The following is a 17,215-nucleotide window of genomic DNA, read 5'->3' as shown; positions in this document are numbered from 1 at the left end:
CTCGCCGGCTTTCAAAAGTTCGCCAACGAGTGCTGCCCGTCATGGAAATCAACCCGATCCTGAACACCATCAAGGACCTGTCCGAGCGCTCCGAAACTATTCGGGGGTATCTTTGACTACGATCAAAAGCATGAGCGTCTGACTGAAGTCAATCGCGAGCTTGAAGATCCGAGCGTCTGGAACAAACCTGAATACGCCCAGGAGCTGGGCCGCGAGCGTTCGGCGCTGGCGCAGATCGTCGATACCCTCGATGAACTGAACGCCGGCCTGGCCGATTGCCGCGATCTGCTGGACATGGCCGTCGAAGAGAACGACGAAGGCGCAGTGGGCGATGTCGTCGCCGAGCTGGCCCGTCTCGAGGAAAATCTGGCCAAGCTGGAATTCCGCCGCATGTTCAGCCATGAAATGGACCCGAACAACGCCTACCTGGACATCCAGGCCGGTTCCGGCGGCACCGAAGCCCAGGACTGGGCCAACATCCTCCTGCGCATGTACCTGCGCTGGGCGGATAAACGCGGTTTCGACGCGACCATCATGGAGCTGTCGGCCGGTGAAGTCGCTGGTATCAAAGGTGCGACCGTGCACATCAAGGGCGAATACGCCTTTGGCTGGCTGCGTACCGAGATCGGCGTACACCGTCTGGTGCGCAAGAGCCCGTTCGACTCCGGCAACCGTCGCCACACCTCGTTCTCCGCAGTGTTCGTCTCGCCAGAGATCGACGACAAGGTCGAAATCGAAATCAACCCGGCAGATCTGCGGATCGACACCTATCGTTCCTCCGGTGCAGGTGGTCAGCACGTAAACACCACCGACTCGGCCGTACGTATCACTCACGTACCGACCAACACCGTGGTCAGCTGCCAGAACGAACGTTCCCAGCACGCCAACAAAGACACCGCCATGAAAATGCTGCGGGCCAAGTTGTACGAGCAGGAAATGCAGAAACGCAACGCCGCGTCGCAAGCGCTGGAAGACACCAAGTCCGACATCGGCTGGGGTCACCAGATTCGCTCGTACGTGCTCGATGCGTCGCGGATCAAGGATCTGCGCACCAACATCGAACGCAGCGACTGCGACAAGGTACTCGACGGCGACATCGACGAATACCTGTATGCCAGCCTGAAATCAGGGCTGTAAAAGACGCAATACAGCATCGGCTGATTCAGGCCGATCCCTGTAGGAGCCAGCCCTGCTGGCGATCCCCGGGCCGCGAGGTCCGGGGGCAACGAACCTGATGGAATATCTAAAGACATGAGCGACCAACAACTCGACCCGCAAGCCCTGCAACAGGAAGAAAACTCCCTGATCGCCCTGCGCAAGGAAAAGCTGGCTGCCGAGCGCGCCAAGGGCAACGCCTTCCCGAACGACTTCCGCCGCGAAAACTACTGCGAAGATCTGCAGAAGAAATACGCGGACAAGACCAAGGAAGAGCTGGCAGAGGCTGCAATCCCGGTCAAGGTTGCCGGTCGCATCATGCTCAACCGTGGCTCGTTCATGGTGATCCAGGACATGACCGGTCGCATCCAGGTCTACGTCAACCGTAAAACCCTGTCGGAAGACACCCTGGCCGCGGTGAAAACCTGGGACATGGGCGACATCATTGCCGCCGAAGGCACCCTGGCGCGTTCCGGCAAGGGCGACCTGTACGTTGAAATGACCAACGTGCGTCTGCTGACCAAATCGCTGCGTCCGCTGCCGGACAAGCACCACGGCCTGACCGACACCGAACAGCGCTACCGTCAGCGTTACGTCGACCTGATCGTCAACGACGAAGTGCGTCAGACTTTCCGCGTGCGTTCGCAAGTGATCGCGCACATCCGCAGCTTCCTGATGAAGCGCGACTTCCTCGAAGTCGAAACGCCGATGCTGCAGACCATTCCTGGCGGCGCTGCGGCCAAGCCGTTCGAAACCCACCACAACGCGCTGGACATGGAAATGTTCCTGCGTATCGCGCCAGAGCTGTATCTGAAGCGTCTGGTGGTTGGTGGTTTTGAAAAGGTTTTCGAGATCAACCGCAACTTCCGTAACGAAGGCGTTTCGACTCGTCACAACCCTGAATTCACCATGTTGGAGTTCTATCAGGCGTACGCCGATTACGAAGACAACATGGACCTGACCGAAGAACTGTTCCGTGAACTGGCGCAGCTTGTGCTGGGGTCTACCGACGTGCCGTACGGCGACAAGGTGTTCCACTTCGGCGAGCCGTTCGTGCGTCTGTCGGTGTTCGACTCGATCCTCAAGTACAACCCTGAGCTGACCGCCGATGATCTGAACGACATCGACAAGGCCCGCGCCATCGCCAAGAAAGCCGGCGCCAAGGTGCTGGGCTTCGAAGGTCTGGGCAAGCTGCAAGTGATGATTTTCGAAGAACTGGTCGAGCACAAGCTGGAACAGCCGCACTTCATTACTCAGTACCCGTTCGAAGTGTCGCCGCTGGCGCGTCGCAACGATGACAACCCGAACGTCACCGACCGCTTCGAGCTGTTCATCGGTGGCCGTGAAATCGCCAACGCCTACTCCGAGTTGAACGACGCGGAGGACCAGGCCGAGCGCTTCATGGCGCAGGTGGCCGACAAGGACGCCGGCGACGACGAAGCCATGCACTACGACGCCGACTTCGTGCGCGCGCTGGAGTACGGCATGCCGCCAACGGCCGGTGAAGGCATCGGCATCGACCGCCTGGTGATGTTGCTGACCAACTCGCCGTCGATCCGCGATGTGATCCTGTTCCCGCACATGCGACCGCAAGCGTAAACGTTTCAGTTAAAAAGCCGCCTAAAACAGGCGGCTTTTTATTGCCTGTCTGGTACAAATGTATCAATTGGTTACTTTGGAAATAGCAGAGGAAGTCCTGTCGTGATGGGTGCAATAGCTCAAGAAGGTGCAGCGGGTATCGCCACTGCGGTCGCTGAAAGCGTTCAGTACCAGGGTCGCAAGGCCAGCCGACAGGGCAGTGAGCAGCGTCGCCAGGACATTCTCGACGCGGCAATGCGTATTGTCGTACGTGATGGCGTACGCGCTGTGCGTCACCGCGCAGTTGCCGCCGAGGCCGGTGTGCCGCTGTCGGCGACCACGTATTACTTCAAGGACATTGATGACCTGCTCACCGATACCTTCGCTCAATACGTAGAGCGCAGCGCGGAATACATGGCCAAGTTGTGGGTCAACAACGAAGGCTTGTTGCGTGAGATGGTGGTCAGTGGCGACGGCAGTCCGGAGTCGCGCTCGCAATTGGCTGACGACATTGCACGGTTGATGGCCGACTACGTGCATCGTCAATTGGTTAACCGTCGCGAGCATTTGATGGCCGAGCAGGCGTTCCGTCAGGAAGCGCTGCTCAACCCGCGCCTGGCGATTCTGGTGCGCTCGCATCAGCAGATTCTGTTGCAGGGCACCTGCCAGTTGTTCCAGGTTCTGGGCTCGCGCGAACCGCAGCAGGATGCCAAGGTGTTGACGGCGATTATCGGACGGATGGAATATCAGGGCCTGCTCAACGACGCCGAGCCTTTGGCCGAAGAGGACATGCTCGGCATTCTGACGCGCTACATGCACCTGGTGCTCGCATCGGTCTGAACTGCGCTGATCGTTCCTCACGCTCTGCGTGGGAATGCCGCCCGGGACGCTCCGCGTCCCTTCGTAGACATGACTCAGAGCGCCAGTGGATGCATTCCCACGCAGAGCGTGGGAACGATCGATCACCATGAGGGCGGCGAATGTTCATAGGGAGTTTTGAATGAAAGCCTGGCGTGGCGTGCTGATCGCCTTGTCGTTCCTGCTGCTCAGTGGCTGTCTGGTGACCTTCAAGGAACCGCTGGCCGCCAGCGAACCGGCGCCCAAGGGCCTGCTCGGCAAGTGGTCGAGCACCAATGCCTGGGGCGAACCGATGAACCTTGAACTGACCCGCATCGGCAACGATCGCTATCAGGCCATCAGCTGGTTCAAGGCCAGGCCTCGCGAGCGCGAAGCCTATCCGTTCACTGTCTCGCGTCATGGCAATCGCTGGTATCTGTCGGCGAAAGTCCCGGCACAGTACGGCGGCCACTACACCATTGCCGGTTTTGAGCTCACCGATAAACACGAACTGGTGGTCTACAACCTCGATCTTGAACAGATCAATCAGGCGATCAAACAGCAAGCCCTCGACGGTCAGGCGTTCCAGACCGACGATGGCGAGGGTGTGCAAGTCGACAGCAACCTCGACAAGGTCTTTGCTTATCTCGACGATCCGGCCAATTCCGATGTCTTCGTTGAAGCCGTGCGCTACCAGCGCCAGGCCCGCGCCCAATAATTCAGTACGTCACGTTTTCTACAGGAGTTTCGGGTGGACGATTACCAGCAGACGATACGCATGTTGTCCGACCGCATTGTGCTGGCGCAGACGCCGATCCGTGTGCTCGACGCGGTCAAGTGGGACGAGAACATCCGCAAGGGTTTCCTCAAGGCCAAAGGCAAGGAAATGCCGGCGGTGGATCGCGACTACTACCTCAATCGGCCGCTGAGTTTCGATTCGAGCAAGGTCAAACTGGAATTCCAGAACATCGAGCGCGACATCACCCGCCAGCTCGGCCAGTTCAACCCGGTCGGGCAGATCATGCGGCGCATGTGCAAGGAATACCGCATGGTCGTGCGCATGCTCGAAGCGCGCGGCACCGAGGATTTCGGCCTGATCTCGCAAGAGCTGTACGGCGCCGCCTCCGACGCCTTCCACGCCGGTGACCCGACCCTTGCCGACCTCGGCCTGATGATGTCCGATTACCTCAACAACATCGACGGCCGTGGCGATCTGAAGGACGAGCCGAAAGTCCTCACCGCCAAGGACGCCGTGCACCTGCTGCAAACCCGTCTGAACAAGGTGTTCGGCGAGGCCGAGGAGACCATCCGCGTGTTCGAGTCCGACGGTATCGTTGCCGACGCGGCGGCGGGCGCCGACTACATCAAGATCCGCACCGACGCGATGTTCAACGATAGAGACGTGCGTGCGCTGGAAGTCCATGAAGGCCTGGTGCACGTTGGCACCACGCTCAACGGTCTGAACCAGCCGATCTGCACCTTCCTCTCTAAAGGCCCGCCGTCGTCGACGGTGACCCAGGAAGGCCTGGCGATCCTCATGGAAATCATCACCTTCGCCTCCTACCCGAGCCGTCTGCGCAAGTTGACCAACCGCACCCGCGCCATTCACATGGTCGAGGAGGGCGCCGACTTCCTGCAGGTCTTCGAATTCTTCCGCGAGCAGGGATTCGAAATGGCGGAAAGTTACGGCAACGCCAGTCGGGTATTCCGTGGATCGACGCCAACCGGTCTGCCATTTACCAAAGACTTGTCCTATCTCAAGGGCTTTATCATGGTTTACAACTACATTCAGTTGGCCGTGCGTAAGGGCAAGCTTGAGCAGATTCCGTTGTTGTTCTGCGGCAAGACCACGCTGGAAGACATGCGTACCTTGCGCCAGTTGGTGGATGAGGGGCTGGTGGTGGCGCCGAAGTATCTGCCGGAGCAGTTCCGCGATCTGAATGCGTTGTCGGCGTGGATGTGCTTCTCCAACTTCCTCAATCACTTGAGCCTGGACCGGATCGAAGCCGACTACTCGAACATCCTCTAACCCACTACAGACCGATCGTTCCCACGCTCCGCGTGGGAATGCTGCCATGGACGCTCCGCGTCCACTGTGACGCAGAGCGCCACGGGATGCATTCCCACGCAGAGCGTGGGAACGATCTGAACCTGAATTTTTGCGAGGTTTCACCGGATGAGAATCCTCGGCATTTTCTGCCTGCTCCTGACCCTCAGTGGTTGCAGCTCTTTGTTGTTCTACCCCGAACCCGGTCAGATTTTCACCCCGGAAAAAGCCAAGCTCGAATACCGCACCGTCACGCTGGTGACGGCGGATGGCCTGAAGCTCAACGCCTGGTGGCTGCCGGCCAAACCCGGTGTCGAGGTCAAAGGCACCGTCCTGCACCTGCACGGCAACGGCGGTAACCTGCCAATGCATTTGGGCGGCAGTTGGTGGTTGCCGAAAAACGGCTATCAAGTGCTGTTGGTCGACTATCGCGGTTATGGCCTGTCCGAGGGTGAGCCGAGTTTGCCGGCGATCTATCAGGACATCGACGCGGCGTTTGCCTGGCTCGACAAAGCGCCGGAAGTCAAAGGCAAACCGCTGGTGTTGCTCGGCCAGAGCCTCGGCGGTTCGATGGCCGTGCATTGGCTGGTGCAGCATCCAGAGCGGCAGAAACAGCTTAAGGCCTTGGTGCTCGACGGCGTGCCCGCCAGTTATCGCAGCGTCGGCCAATACGCCCTCAGTACTTCGTGGCTGACCTGGCCATTCCAGGTGCCGCTGTCGTGGCTGGTGCCGGACGGCGACAGCGCGATCAACTCGATGCCGCAGCTTAACGGCGTGCCGAAGCTGATCTTCCACAGCATCGACGATCCGCTGGTACCGCTTTCCAACGGCATCCGTCTGTATCAAGCTGCGCCGCCACCGCGCGTGCTGCAGTTGACCCGTGGCGGCCATGTGCAGACCTTCGGCGACCCGGTGTGGCGCCAGGTGATGCTGCGTTACCTCGACGATCCCGAACATTTCAACGGCCTGCGCCGCCTCGGCGAAATCCCCAATTACCCGCCACCCCCGAATTCTGAAGATGAGAGTCCGCAATGACTGAAGAACGCAACGCCATCCCGCTGATCATCACCGGTATCTGCAGCATCCTCGGCACCGTCGGGGCGCTGTGGTTCTACGGCTACCTGCACTTCGCCAAACCCGAGGATGCGTTGCTGCTCAACGAATTCACCATGCTCAAGACGGTGCCGGGCGAAGACTACAAAGTCTCGCTGGACCCGGCGCCGCAAGTGGCGCAGTGCATCGATGGCGTGCTGGTGTTGTTCGACACCGAGCAGAAAGGCCTGACCGGCGTGCTGATCAATGCGCAGAAAAAAGCCGTGCGCTGCATGGGCGAAGAGACCCCGCAAAAACTCCAGCCATAAAAGCAAAAGATCGCAGCCTTCGGCAGCTCCTACAGAAATCCCATGTAGGAGCTGCCGAAGGCTGCGATCTTTTGATCTTGAAAAAAGCCCCGCCTGATCACTCAGGCGGGGCTTTTGCGTTACAGCAGGGAGCTTAGTTCGAGCTAACCGCCGAACGTGGCACAACCGGCTGGTTGTCGTTGGAAATGGTCACTTCCACACGGCGGTTCATCGCACGGCCGGACACGCTGCCGTTCTCGGCAACCGGGTATTCCTTGCCGTAGCCCTGAGCAACGATGCGCGCTGGATCAACGCCCATTTTCACCAGAGCGGTACGCACGGAGTTAGCGCGACGCTCAGACAGCGTCTGGTTGTGGCTGGCAGTACCGGTGCTGTCGGTGTAACCCTCGACGATCACTTTGCGATCCGGGTTTTCCTGAAGGAACTGCGCCAGTTTGTTGATGTTGACCAGACCGCTGGATTTCAGGTCGGCACGGTCGGTGGCGAACAGCACGTCACCGAAGGTCACCAGCGTACCGCGATCGGTCTGCTTGGCGTTCAGGCTGTCCTGCAGCTGTTTGATCTGCTGATCGCGAGCATCCAGACGGGCTTGAGCACGTTGTGCCGAAGCGTTTTTCAGGTTGGCCTCGGCAGTGCGCAGGGCGATGGTCTGTTTGGCCACTTCCACGCGCTGGTTGGTCAGGTAAGCCAGTTGGTCAACCTTGGCCGCGTCTTGTTTGTCCAGATAAGCCTTGTCGGCCTTGTCCAGGTAATCACTGGCGTCTTTGGTTTCCAGCGCCGCGACTTTGCTCGCCTGTGGGTTGGCTTGCAGACCCGAGTAGTTGGTGCGCGCGTTTTCCAGGTTCGGATTAGGCGGAGTGGAGCAGGCAGCCAGAGCGACGCTTGCGGCCAGAAGAGCGGGGATCATCAGTTGCTTACGCATAATTTTTCGTCCTTTCTATCGATAAAGTTTCAGCGTTGCGGTCGGGATGCGCGCTTACTGCACGGTGCGCTGGCTTTCCTGACGCAGTTCCTGAACACCTTTCTGGGAATCCTTCACAGCCTGTTCGGCTTTCATTGCCTGAGCCTTGCGTTCGGCGACACGAGCGTCCCATTCGGCTTGCTCGGCGAGGGTGCGCGCTTCGTCATACTTCTTGTCGTGCATGGCGATTTCGGCTTGTTTCAATTTGTCCTGCGCTTGCTTCATTTCGACCGCCGCGAACTCGGTACCGCCAGCGCTGACCGCACTGTTGACCGCCGATTGGGTCACGGCGTATTGCTCGGTCGGTGGATTACCGGCGCAACCGGCCAGCACGAAGCTGGTGCCGATGGCCAGAGCGGCCAGTTTCAGACCGCGCAAGTGCGAGAAAGTGGTTTGGTTTTTCATGGTCTTCAACTCCATTAGGCATCTCCTGAAAACATCTGAATCCATCCTGGTCGAGGAGCCGAAAAGCGTCGTGTGAAAGGCGTTTTTGAAACGCTCGTTCCAGGCGTGGTTACAGGTTCCGACCGGAGTGATTTTTCAAAAGTTCAGAAAAGATGGCCTATCGCCTAAATAATTTTTGACCGAATGGACAAGGCTCTAAAGCGGGAACTTTGGCGGGATGGAGCGGTACGCGCGGGGGGGCGGATCTCGAAAACACATCGATTTTGAGCTGGAATACGATCCTGTAGGAGTGAGCCTGCTCGCGATAGCGTCATGTCAGACAACAAAAAATTTTGAATGAAATACCGCTATCGCGAGCAGGCTCACTCCTACAGTTTGATCTGTGTTGTGTCAGTGTTTTTGCTTGCCGGCAGCGGCCGAAAGGTCATGCAAATGGCGGCGCGACAACGCGAGGAACCTTGGCGTAGGCCCCACGTCTTCATAGAGCGGATCACCTTCCTCATCCGTCGCCACCACGGTCGAACCCTTCACATACGGCAGGCTCGCTTCGAACTCTTCAAGCGCTGCGCCAATCAGTTCGCCGAGCAGTTCTTCGGGATGGCGTTTGGGGTACATCTCGGCAATCGCTGCCAGTCGCGCAGCGGCTTCAACGTCCAGATGAATCGTGTAGCCAGTGTCGGTCAGGCGACCCTTGGCGTTTTCTTCCCAATGCTGGGCGAGTTCACGAATTTTCATGATGACCTCATTTCGCGCCTGCTCATGGCAGGCCTGGGTGAGTGTCCGGCAGGGCCGGCGGCAAGCCGTTGTACGGCTTACTGTTGAGACTAGCTTTCGCCCGCAAGGTTTAAAGTCCCTTGGTCGGATGCTTGTAAGAAGCGTCGTTGAGCGGCACTCTCTAGCTCATGCACTCGTTTCTAAGCCGTCCGGATTACTGCTGGGGAATTGCTGATGACCGATATTGATGCACGCTTGCGCGAAGACGTTCACCTGCTCGGAGAGCTGTTGGGCAACACCATTCGAGACCAGTACGGCGAGGCGTTCCTCGACAAGATCGAGCAGATTCGCAAAGGCGCCAAGGCCGATCGCCGTGGCTCGATGGACGCTGAACTGAGCGCCAGCCTCAATCAATTGAGCGAAGACGAATTGCTCCCCGTGGCGCGGGCGTTCAACCAGTTTCTCAACCTGGCGAACATCGCCGAGCAGTATCAATTGATCCATCGCCGCGAAGAATCGCAGCCGGCGCCGTTCGAATCGCGCGTGCTGCCTGAGTTGCTCGCGCGTTTGCGCAATGAAGGCCACAGCGCCGAATCGCTGGCCCGGCAACTGGCGCGGCTGGAAATCGAACTGGTGCTGACCGCGCACCCCACCGAAGTGGCGCGGCGCACGCTGATCCAGAAGTACGACGCGATCGCCGGGCAACTCGCCGCCCAGGATCATCGCGACCTGACCAGCGCCGAACGCGAACAGATTCAAAACACCCTGCAACGGCTGATCGCCGAAGCCTGGCACACCGAAGAAATCCGCCGCACGCGCCCGACGCCGGTCGATGAAGCCAAATGGGGTTTTGCGGTGATCGAGCATTCGCTGTGGCAGGCGATCCCCCACCATATGCGCAAGGCTGATCAGGCGCTGTTCGCCGCCACAGGCCTGCGTTTGCCGCTGGAAGCTGCGCCGATCCGTTTCGCCTCGTGGATGGGCGGCGACCGTGACGGCAACCCCAATGTCACCGCTGCGGTGACTCGCGAAGTGTTGCTGCTGGCGCGCTGGATGGCCGCTGATTTGTACCTGCGCGATGTCGATCATCTGGCTGCCGAGCTGTCGATGCAACAGGCCAGCGATGCCTTGAAAGCCAAGGCTGGCGACAGCGCCGAACCGTATCGCGCGGTGCTCAAGCAATTGCGCGAACGCCTGCGGGCGACGCGCAATTGGGCGCATGCCGCATTGACTGCGCCGACACCGGCGCCTGCCGATGTGCTGCACAACAACCGTGATCTGCTCGACCCGCTGGAGCTGTGTTTCAACTCGCTGCACGAGTGCGGTATGGGCGTGATCGCCGACGGCCCGTTGCTCGATTGCCTGCGTCGCGCGGTGACCTTTGGCTTGTTCCTCGTGCGCCTCGACGTGCGGCAGGATTCGTCACGACACAGCTCGGCGATGACCGAAATCACCGATTATCTCGGCCTCGGTCGCTATGAAGATTGGGACGAAGAACAGCGCATCGCCTTCCTGACCCGTGAGCTGAACAATCGTCGGCCACTGCTGCCGGCGCACTTCAAGCCGTCGGCCGATACCGCCGAAGTGCTCAACACCTGCAAGGAAATCGCCGCCGCACCGGGTGCGTCGCTCGGCTCCTATGTGATCTCCATGGCTGGCGCCGCTTCCGACGTCCTCGCTGTGCAACTGCTGCTCAAAGAGTCTGGCGTGTTGCGGCCGATGCGCGTGGTGCCGCTGTTCGAAACCCTCGCCGACCTCGATAACGCCGGGCCGGTGATGGAGCGGTTGTTGCTGCTGCCGGGCTATCGCGCACGCCTGCAAGGCCCGCAGGAAGTGATGATCGGTTACTCCGACTCGGCCAAGGACGCCGGCACCACGGCGGCGGCCTGGGCGCAATATCGCGCGCAGGAAAGGCTGGTGGAAATTTGCCGTGAGCAAGAAGTTGAACTGCTGCTGTTCCACGGTCGTGGCGGCACGGTCGGCCGTGGCGGTGGCCCGGCGCACGCGGCGATTCTGTCGCAGCCACCGGGCTCGGTTGCGGGGCGTTTCCGTACCACCGAGCAAGGGGAAATGATTCGCTTCAAATTCGGCCTGCCGGACATCGCCGAGCAAAATCTCAATCTGTATCTCGCTGCCGTGCTGGAAGCGACGTTGCTGCCGCCGCCACCACCGACGCCTGAATGGCGGCATCTGATGGACGAATTGGCCGCCGACGGTGTCAGCGCTTACCGCCAGGTGGTGCGGGAAAACCCGCAGTTCGTCGAGTACTTCCGTCAGTCCACGCCGGAGCAGGAATTGGGCCGTTTGCCGCTCGGCAGTCGTCCGGCCAAACGTCGCGCCGGCGGCATCGAAAGCCTGCGGGCGATCCCGTGGATCTTTGGTTGGACGCAAACGCGGTTGATGCTGCCGGCGTGGCTGGGTTGGGAGTCGGCGTTGAGCAAAGCGCTGGAGCGTGGCGAAGGCGAGTTGCTCGGGCAGATGCGCGAGCAATGGCCGTTCTTCCGTACGCGCATCGACATGCTCGAAATGGTCCTGGCCAAGGCTGATGCGGACATCGCGTTGTCCTACGACGAGCGTCTGGTCGAGCCGGATCTGCTGCCGTTGGGCGCGCAGTTACGCGACCTATTGTCGCAGGCGTGCGCGGTGGTGCTTGGTCTGACTGGCCAGTCGCAATTGCTGGCACATAGCCCGGACACCCTCGAATTCATCCGTCTGCGCAACACTTACCTCGACCCGCTACATCTATTGCAAGCCGAACTGTTGGCCCGTTCGCGGCAGCAGAATGTCGAGCAGGGCAGCCCGGTGGAGCAGGCGCTGCTGGTGTCTGTGGCGGGGATCGCCGCTGGTCTGCGCAATACCGGCTAAGGTTTTTCACGGGACGCAAGGCATCTTGGGGATACCTCCGGTGCCGCATTGCGTGCAGGGGGAAAGTGCCGGCAGGCGACAGTTAATGATGGGGTTGCGACTTGGCTCACCGGATCGCGAGGTCGCGGCAGGCAGCGGTTTCTCCGACTTTTGGCGTCTTGTGTGGGCGCAGCCTGCTGTGTATCTTGATCAGCCTTTGGCCGTTTGTGCGGCCACGACCCGTATTTTTAAGATTGGCCCCAAGAGGCGAATCCTGTTGTTTTCTATATAAAAAATTGAGGAGCACATCGATGCGCGTCATTCTGCTGGGAGCTCCCGGGGCCGGTAAAGGTACTCAGGCAAAGTTCATCACCGAGAAATTCGGCATTCCGCAAATCTCCACCGGCGACATGCTGCGTGCTGCGGTCAAGGCCGGCACGCCGCTGGGCGTTCAAGCCAAGAGCATCATGGATGCCGGCGGCCTGGTGTCGGATGACCTGATCATCGCACTGGTTCAGGATCGCATCGCTCAGCCAGACTGCGCCAACGGCTTCCTGTTCGACGGCTTCCCGCGCACCATTCCTCAGGCTGAAGCACTGGTGACTGCCGGCGTTGAGCTGGATGCAGTGGTTGAAATCGCCGTTGAAGACGAAGAAATCGTGCAACGCATCGCCGGTCGTCGTGTTCACGAAGCCAGCGGCCGCGTTTACCACATCGTCTATAACCCGCCGAAAATCGCTGGCAAAGACGATATCACCGGCGAAGAGCTGGTACAGCGCAAGGACGACACCGAAGAAACCGTGCGTCATCGCCTGTCGGTCTACCATTCGCAGACCAAGCCGCTGGTGGAGTTCTACCAGAGCCTGTCCGCGAAAAACGCCGGCAAGCCGAAGTACAGCCACATCCCGGGCGTTGGTTCGGTTGATGCAATCACCGCCAAGGTGCTCGCAGCGCTGAGCTGAAAAGTCTGATCGGCTGCATCATCCACGGCCCGCTTGCGGGCCGTAGTTGTTTATACTGACGCACTTTTTCCCACCCCTGTTTTGGAAACATCGATGAGCACCTTGCTGGCCCTGGACACCGCGACTGAAGCTTGCTCCGTTGCCTTGCTGCATGACGGCAAGGTCACGAGCCATTACGAGGTGATCCCGCGCCTGCACGCGCAGAAGCTGTTGCCGATGATCCAGCAACTGCTGGCCGATGCCGGCACCACGTTGCAAGCGGTCGATGCGATCGCCTTCGGTCGTGGGCCAGGCGCGTTTACCGGTGTGCGAATCGCCATTGGCGTGGTGCAAGGGCTGGCGTTCGCGCTGGAGCGTCCGGTGCTGCCGGTGTCCAATCTTGCGGTGCTGGCGCAGCGTGCCTTTCGTGAACACGGCGTGAGCCAGGTCGCCGCGGCCATCGATGCGCGGATGGATGAAGTCTATTGGGGCTGCTACCGCGAGACCGCAGGGGAGATGCGTTTGGTCGGTGCCGAAGCGGTGCTGCCGCCGGAAGTTGTCGCGTTGCCGGTCGATGCCAGTGGCGAGTGGTTTGGTGCCGGCACCGGTTGGGGATATGCCGAGCGCATCGCCGTCAATCTGAGCGAATCGGATGCCGGCATGCTGCCCCACGCCGAAGACTTGCTGACCCTGGCGCGTTTTGCTTGGGAACGCGGCGAGTCGATCCCGGCGGACGATGCGCAACCGGTTTACCTGCGCGATAAGGTCGCCACCCCCAAAGCCCGTTGAGCCTTTAAAAGATCGCAGCCTGCGGCAGCTCCTACACAGGTACGCATGTAGGAGCTGCCGCAGGCTGCGATCTTTTGATTTTCAAAACGCCAATCGTCAGTTTCCAGCCTCAGGTTTTAAACCTTTTGCGCTTTATGTGTTCTAGTTATCACTCGGCAGTTTGCTAAGTCGGCCCGGTGCCGCTAAATTGCCATCATCGATACCGAGCATGAAATTATGCGTATAGACGGCCTTTCCTCTCAGTCCTACCCCATCAAGCGCAAGCCTCGCAAAGGCAATGCGGCGCTGGATGAATCCGTCGACGATATCGATGGCGAGCTGGAATTCCCGACTGAAGAGCAAATGGCCGCCCGCGCTGCCAAAGCCTCCGCACAACGCCTGGCCAATCTGCCTGCCCGTCAGCAAGACATGATCTATCACCGTGCAATGAAGAAGAGCGTAGCCATGGCCCTCGCCAGCTACCTTAGCACTGCGGGTTTTGTCGATTGGGATGCGGACGTGCTGGGCCTCGATCTGTACATCTGATGGCGCTGCCTTACTACCTCGGTTGTCCGTCCTGGAGCGAAAACGCCTGGCGCGATTATCTGTACCCGGCAGACGCCAAGACCTCTGACTTCCTCGGTCTCTATTCTCAAGTGTTCAACGCAGTGGAAGGCAACACGACCTTCTACGCCAGCCCGTCGCCCGCCACTGTGCAGCGTTGGGCCGAGATCATGCCGGTGCACTTTCGCTTCACCGCCAAATTTCCCGGCGACATCAGCCATGGCGGCGACTTGCGTGAACAACTGACCGCTGCCGAAACCTTCCTGCAATTACTCAAACCGCTCGGCGAGCGTGTCTCGCCGCTGTGGCTGCAATTGTCGAAAAGCTTCACGCCGCAGCGTCTGCCGGAACTGGCGGCGTTCATTGATGCGCTGGATTGCCCGTTGGCCGTTGAAGTCCGTCATGAGCAATTCTTCGCCAAGGGTGAAAGCGAGCGACTGCTCAATCGTCTGCTGCTCGATCGTGGCGTCGAGCGCATTTGCCTCGATCCCCGGGCGCTGTTCAGTTGCCTGTCGACCGAGTCTTCGGTGATCCACGCGCAATCGAAAAAGCCCCGCGTACCGACACGTCCGGCGGCGTTCACCCAGTTCCCGCAGGTGCGTTTCATCGGCCATCCCGAGCTTGAAGCCAACGACACGTTCCTCGTGCCATGGGTGGCGAAAATCGCCGAGTGGATTGAAGAGGGGCGCACGCCGTACATCTTCCTGCACACCGCCGACAACCTCATGGCAGCGAAGCTGGCGCAACGTTTTCATGCACAACTGATGCAACGTTTGCCTGGCTTGCCGGCGCTGCCTGAGCTATACAGAGAACCCGCCGCGGAGCAACTTGGCCTGCTCTGAAGCGGATTTTTTTCCTGCCCAGGAGCCTGTCGATGGACGCCGCAGCCCTTCAAGAACAAGTCCTTAGAGCCCACGCCTTCAAAGCCCTGCATGACCGTCCGGGGATTTTCGTCATTCCCAATCCGTGGGATGCGGGTTCGGCGAAGATGCTCGCCAGTCTCGGCTATCAGGCCTTGGCAACGACCAGCGCCGGTTATGCGTTTTCCCAAGGCAAGGCCGATGGCGCGTTGAGTCTCGAAGAGACCTTGGCCAATGTCCGCGCGATTGTCGCCGCAACGGATTTGCCAGTGGCAGTGGATCTGGAAAACGGTTTCGCCGACGACCCGACCGAATCCGCGAAAAGCTTGCTGCGCGCAGCCGAGGCGGGCGCCGTCGGTGGCTCGATTGAAGACGCCACGGGTCGGCCGGACGCGCCGATCTATTGTTTCGAACACGCCGTGGCGCGCATCGAAGCCGCCGTCGCCGCCGTGCGCACGTTGCCGTTTCCCTTCATGCTTACCGCGCGTGCGGAGAACTATCTGCACGGCAATCCTGATATCAACGACACCATTCGCCGCTTGAAGGCTTTCGCCGACGCGGGCGCCGACGTGCTGTACGCGCCGGGTTTGCGCAGCGCCGAAGAAGTGCTGGCGGTGGTGCGTGCGGTGGCGCCGAAACCGGTCAATGTGTTGATGTCCGGAGGTTTGAAGCTGACCGTGCAGCAACTCGAAGAAATGGGCGTGCGCCGCGTCAGCACCGGTTCGGCGCTGGCGCTGGCGGCGTTCGGCGAGTTCTTTCGCGCGGCTGAAGAAATTCAGCAGTCCGGCACGTTCGGGTTTACCTCGCACTCGATGCCGTACGCCAAGGCCAATCAGTTTTTCAAAGGCTGAACATGGGGCGCTGGATTGCGTTGCTGCTGTTGCTGATCGTTGGCGGCGCGTTGCTCAGTGTCTGGCGCGGTTGGCTTGAGGTCCCGCCGCAGTGGAATCCATGGGCGCCACTGGACGTGAAGGCCGCGCCCAATTGGCTGACCGGCTACAAGCTCATGAGTTTGCGCAGTGACCCGCAACTCTGCGCCCAGGCATTGAGCAGCTCTGAATTGCGCGTCACGCGGCAATCCGACAGTCCCGACGCCAAGTGTCCGCTGATCGGCGCACTGCGCGTACAGGGTGGCGAGGTGGTGCTGAGCAGCAGTTTCCTCGCCAGTTGCCCGTTGGCGGTGGCCTACGCGCTGTTCGAGCGCCACACCCTGCAACCCGCCGCGCAAGCCGTTTACGGCGAGAAGGTCGTGCGCCTCGATCATCTCGGCAGCTTTGCCTGCCGCAATATCTACAACCGCGAAAATGGCGCGCTCAGCCGCCACGCCAGCGCCGATGCGCTGGATATCGCTGGTTTCCGTCTGGCTGACGGGCGCACCGTCAGCGTGCTCAAGGACTGGCCGAAGCAAAGTCAGGACGCAGCGTTTCTGCGCCAGGTGCGTGACGGCGCCTGCGAGGCGTTCAGTGTGGTCTTGAGTCCGGATTACAACGCCGCCCATCGCAATCATTTTCATGTCGATGTCGGGCGTTGGAGTGTCTGTCGCTGAGGTTTAAGCGGCGAGGCGCAGGTTCTGCAGAACGATCGGGCGTGCCCAGCCGTTATCGAAGTCCAGCGCCTTCTGTTGCTCGACGATTTCTTCCGGCGGGAACGGCGGGAAAGGTTTCTGCATCAAGTCGAGGTCGAACTCGGCAATCGGCAGGTACAACGGCTTCTTCTGCGGCGCCGGGCCAGGTTCTGGTGTCGGTTGACCATTGTTGATCACGACCGGACGTACCCAGCTGCTGTCGAAATCCTGTTGGGTTTGCTGAGCCTTGAGTTCTTCTGGCGGGAACGGTGGGAGCGGCTTGTCGAGCAGCTCTGTTTCGAACTCGGCGATCGGCAGGAACAGCGGCTCTGGCGGACGCACTTCGGTGTCGACCACATCGCATTCGCGCTGGCTGACAATGTGCGCGTGCAGTTCGCTGCCGACGGTCGGCTCTTCAGGGCTGTTCAGGTCAACCGGTGGAAACGTGCCGCAGGCCGGCACCACATCACTCGACTGTTCAGCCAGCGCCTGGGCAAAGAAATCTTGCCACAGATGGCTGACGCCGCTCAGTGCTTGAGTATTTTGACGGCTGAAGTCGCCATGGGGCGAGATGTAGCCAATCGATGTGGGAAGAATGCCTGACATTTTTTTCGGT

General features: G+C 60.0%; 18 protein-coding genes. 14 read left to right on the top strand and 4 right to left on the bottom strand.

What is annotated here, in order from left to right; all coding sequences use genetic code 11:
- Positions 1-41: 41 nt before the first annotated feature.
- The 7 genes from prfB to QOL84_RS13725 all read left to right on the top strand — a co-directional run bounded on the left by prfB (position 42) and on the right by QOL84_RS13725 (position 6,978).
- Positions 42-1,137 (top strand): peptide chain release factor 2 gene (prfB, locus tag QOL84_RS13755; protein ID WP_102358477.1). Its coding sequence is split into 2 segments (ribosomal slippage): positions 42-113 and positions 115-1,137, totalling 1,095 coding nucleotides; the frame shifts between segments, so codons are not numbered across the junction.
- Positions 1,138-1,251: 114 nt separating this feature from the next.
- Positions 1,252-2,754, top strand: coding sequence for a lysine--tRNA ligase (gene lysS / locus QOL84_RS13750; RefSeq protein ID WP_122662230.1), 1,503 nt, complete (start codon positions 1,252-1,254; stop codon positions 2,752-2,754).
- 105 nt (positions 2,755-2,859) lie between these two features.
- A complete protein-coding gene (locus tag QOL84_RS13745) occupies positions 2,860-3,573 on the top strand; it encodes a TetR/AcrR family transcriptional regulator (RefSeq protein WP_283437548.1) in 714 nt (237 codons plus the stop codon).
- Positions 3,574-3,733: 160 nt separating this feature from the next.
- Positions 3,734-4,288, top strand: a complete 555-nt coding sequence (locus tag QOL84_RS13740) for a hypothetical protein (protein WP_283437547.1) — start codon at positions 3,734-3,736, stop codon at positions 4,286-4,288.
- Positions 4,289-4,348: 60 nt separating this feature from the next.
- Positions 4,349-5,599 carry a flavohemoglobin expression-modulating QEGLA motif protein gene (locus QOL84_RS13735; protein ID WP_174823963.1) on the top strand — a complete coding sequence of 417 codons (1,251 nt, stop codon included), beginning with the start codon at positions 4,349-4,351 and terminating at the stop codon, positions 5,597-5,599.
- 147 nt (positions 5,600-5,746) lie between these two features.
- Positions 5,747-6,652, top strand: coding sequence for an alpha/beta hydrolase (locus QOL84_RS13730; protein ID WP_283437546.1), 906 nt, complete (start codon positions 5,747-5,749; stop codon positions 6,650-6,652).
- Complete coding sequence (locus QOL84_RS13725) at positions 6,649-6,978, top strand: PA3694 family proteiin (RefSeq protein WP_283437545.1); 330 nt, start codon at positions 6,649-6,651, stop codon at positions 6,976-6,978. Before QOL84_RS13730 ends, QOL84_RS13725 begins: the two co-directional genes overlap by 4 nt.
- A 133-nt stretch (positions 6,979-7,111) precedes the next feature.
- Here the strand turns inward: QOL84_RS13725 and lptF are convergent, their stop codons facing one another.
- The 3 genes from lptF to QOL84_RS13710 all read right to left on the bottom strand — a co-directional run bounded on the left by lptF (position 7,112) and on the right by QOL84_RS13710 (position 9,079).
- Positions 7,112-7,900 (bottom strand): lipotoxin F family OmpA-related lipoprotein LptF, encoded by a 789-nt coding sequence (gene lptF, locus QOL84_RS13720; protein ID WP_283437544.1) that lies wholly within the window; start codon positions 7,898-7,900, stop codon positions 7,112-7,114.
- Positions 7,901-7,954: 54 nt separating this feature from the next.
- Positions 7,955-8,359, bottom strand: a complete 405-nt coding sequence (locus QOL84_RS13715) for a DUF4398 domain-containing protein (RefSeq protein WP_129389705.1) — start codon at positions 8,357-8,359, stop codon at positions 7,955-7,957.
- A 375-nt stretch (positions 8,360-8,734) separates the two neighbouring features.
- Positions 8,735-9,079: a hypothetical protein gene (locus QOL84_RS13710; protein ID WP_064120549.1), complete on the bottom strand. Its 345-nt coding sequence runs from the start codon at positions 9,077-9,079 to the stop codon at positions 8,735-8,737.
- A gap of 213 nt (positions 9,080-9,292) precedes the next feature.
- On the opposite strand from QOL84_RS13710, the gene ppc reads away from it, so the two are divergent.
- The 7 genes from ppc (at position 9,293) to QOL84_RS13675 (ending at position 16,581) form a co-directional block, all read left to right on the top strand.
- Entirely contained in the window at positions 9,293-11,923 is a 2,631-nt protein-coding gene (ppc, locus tag QOL84_RS13705) for a phosphoenolpyruvate carboxylase (RefSeq protein WP_283437543.1), read from the top strand.
- A gap of 290 nt (positions 11,924-12,213) precedes the next feature.
- Positions 12,214-12,864 (top strand): adenylate kinase, encoded by a 651-nt coding sequence (gene adk, locus QOL84_RS13700; RefSeq protein ID WP_008078383.1) that lies wholly within the window; start codon positions 12,214-12,216, stop codon positions 12,862-12,864.
- A 93-nt stretch (positions 12,865-12,957) separates the two neighbouring features.
- On the top strand, positions 12,958-13,632 hold the full coding sequence (gene tsaB / locus QOL84_RS13695) for a tRNA (adenosine(37)-N6)-threonylcarbamoyltransferase complex dimerization subunit type 1 TsaB (protein WP_283437542.1): 675 nt from the start codon (positions 12,958-12,960) through the stop codon (positions 13,630-13,632).
- 216 nt (positions 13,633-13,848) lie between these two features.
- A complete protein-coding gene (locus QOL84_RS13690) occupies positions 13,849-14,157 on the top strand; it encodes a hypothetical protein (RefSeq protein WP_064393215.1) in 309 nt (102 codons plus the stop codon).
- Positions 14,157-15,017 (top strand): DUF72 domain-containing protein, encoded by an 861-nt coding sequence (locus QOL84_RS13685; protein ID WP_283437541.1) that lies wholly within the window; start codon positions 14,157-14,159, stop codon positions 15,015-15,017. Before QOL84_RS13690 ends, QOL84_RS13685 begins: the two co-directional genes overlap by 1 nt.
- A gap of 32 nt (positions 15,018-15,049) precedes the next feature.
- Positions 15,050-15,886: an isocitrate lyase/PEP mutase family protein gene (locus tag QOL84_RS13680; protein WP_283437540.1), complete on the top strand. Its 837-nt coding sequence runs from the start codon at positions 15,050-15,052 to the stop codon at positions 15,884-15,886.
- Positions 15,887-15,888: 2 nt separating this feature from the next.
- The gene (locus QOL84_RS13675; protein WP_283437539.1) at positions 15,889-16,581 is read left to right on the top strand and encodes an extensin-like domain-containing protein; all 693 of its coding nucleotides are present in this window, start codon (positions 15,889-15,891) and stop codon (positions 16,579-16,581) included.
- A 3-nt stretch (positions 16,582-16,584) separates the two neighbouring features.
- On the opposite strand, the gene QOL84_RS13670 is transcribed toward QOL84_RS13675, so the two are convergent.
- A complete protein-coding gene (locus QOL84_RS13670) occupies positions 16,585-17,205 on the bottom strand; it encodes an energy transducer TonB (protein WP_283437538.1) in 621 nt (206 codons plus the stop codon).
- Positions 17,206-17,215 lie beyond the last annotated feature (10 nt).

Source organism: Pseudomonas helmanticensis (assembly GCF_900182985.1).
GTDB classification, from domain to species: domain Bacteria; phylum Pseudomonadota; class Gammaproteobacteria; order Pseudomonadales; family Pseudomonadaceae; genus Aquipseudomonas; species Aquipseudomonas helmanticensis.
This window is presented reverse-complemented; position numbering and strand designations above follow the sequence as displayed.

Excerpts from the sequence above, each read along its gene's own strand:
- QOL84_RS13730 (WP_283437546.1), top strand. The coding sequence starts at position 5,747 with ATGAGAATCCTCGGCATTTTCTGCCTGCTCCTGACCCTCAGTGGTTGC.
- QOL84_RS13745 (WP_283437548.1), top strand. The coding sequence starts at position 2,860 with ATGGGTGCAATAGCTCAAGAAGGTGCAGCGGGTATCGCCACTGCGGTC.
- QOL84_RS13680 (WP_283437540.1), top strand. The coding sequence starts at position 15,050 with ATGGACGCCGCAGCCCTTCAAGAACAAGTCCTTAGAGCCCACGCCTTC.
- adk (WP_008078383.1), top strand. The coding sequence starts at position 12,214 with ATGCGCGTCATTCTGCTGGGAGCTCCCGGGGCCGGTAAAGGTACTCAG.
- QOL84_RS13740 (WP_283437547.1), top strand. The coding sequence starts at position 3,734 with ATGAAAGCCTGGCGTGGCGTGCTGATCGCCTTGTCGTTCCTGCTGCTC.
- lptF (WP_283437544.1), bottom strand. The coding sequence starts at position 7,900 with ATGCGTAAGCAACTGATGATCCCCGCTCTTCTGGCCGCAAGCGTCGCT.
- QOL84_RS13715 (WP_129389705.1), bottom strand. The coding sequence starts at position 8,359 with ATGGAGTTGAAGACCATGAAAAACCAAACCACTTTCTCGCACTTGCGC.
- QOL84_RS13685 (WP_283437541.1), top strand. The coding sequence starts at position 14,157 with ATGGCGCTGCCTTACTACCTCGGTTGTCCGTCCTGGAGCGAAAACGCC.
- QOL84_RS13710 (WP_064120549.1), bottom strand. The coding sequence starts at position 9,079 with ATGAAAATTCGTGAACTCGCCCAGCATTGGGAAGAAAACGCCAAGGGT.
- QOL84_RS13675 (WP_283437539.1), top strand. The coding sequence starts at position 15,889 with ATGGGGCGCTGGATTGCGTTGCTGCTGTTGCTGATCGTTGGCGGCGCG.
- QOL84_RS13670 (WP_283437538.1), bottom strand. The coding sequence starts at position 17,205 with ATGTCAGGCATTCTTCCCACATCGATTGGCTACATCTCGCCCCATGGC.
- QOL84_RS13725 (WP_283437545.1), top strand. The coding sequence starts at position 6,649 with ATGACTGAAGAACGCAACGCCATCCCGCTGATCATCACCGGTATCTGC.
- tsaB (WP_283437542.1), top strand. The coding sequence starts at position 12,958 with ATGAGCACCTTGCTGGCCCTGGACACCGCGACTGAAGCTTGCTCCGTT.
- QOL84_RS13690 (WP_064393215.1), top strand. The coding sequence starts at position 13,849 with ATGCGTATAGACGGCCTTTCCTCTCAGTCCTACCCCATCAAGCGCAAG.
- lysS (WP_122662230.1), top strand. The coding sequence starts at position 1,252 with ATGAGCGACCAACAACTCGACCCGCAAGCCCTGCAACAGGAAGAAAAC.
- QOL84_RS13735 (WP_174823963.1), top strand. The coding sequence starts at position 4,349 with ATGTTGTCCGACCGCATTGTGCTGGCGCAGACGCCGATCCGTGTGCTC.
- ppc (WP_283437543.1), top strand. The coding sequence starts at position 9,293 with ATGACCGATATTGATGCACGCTTGCGCGAAGACGTTCACCTGCTCGGA.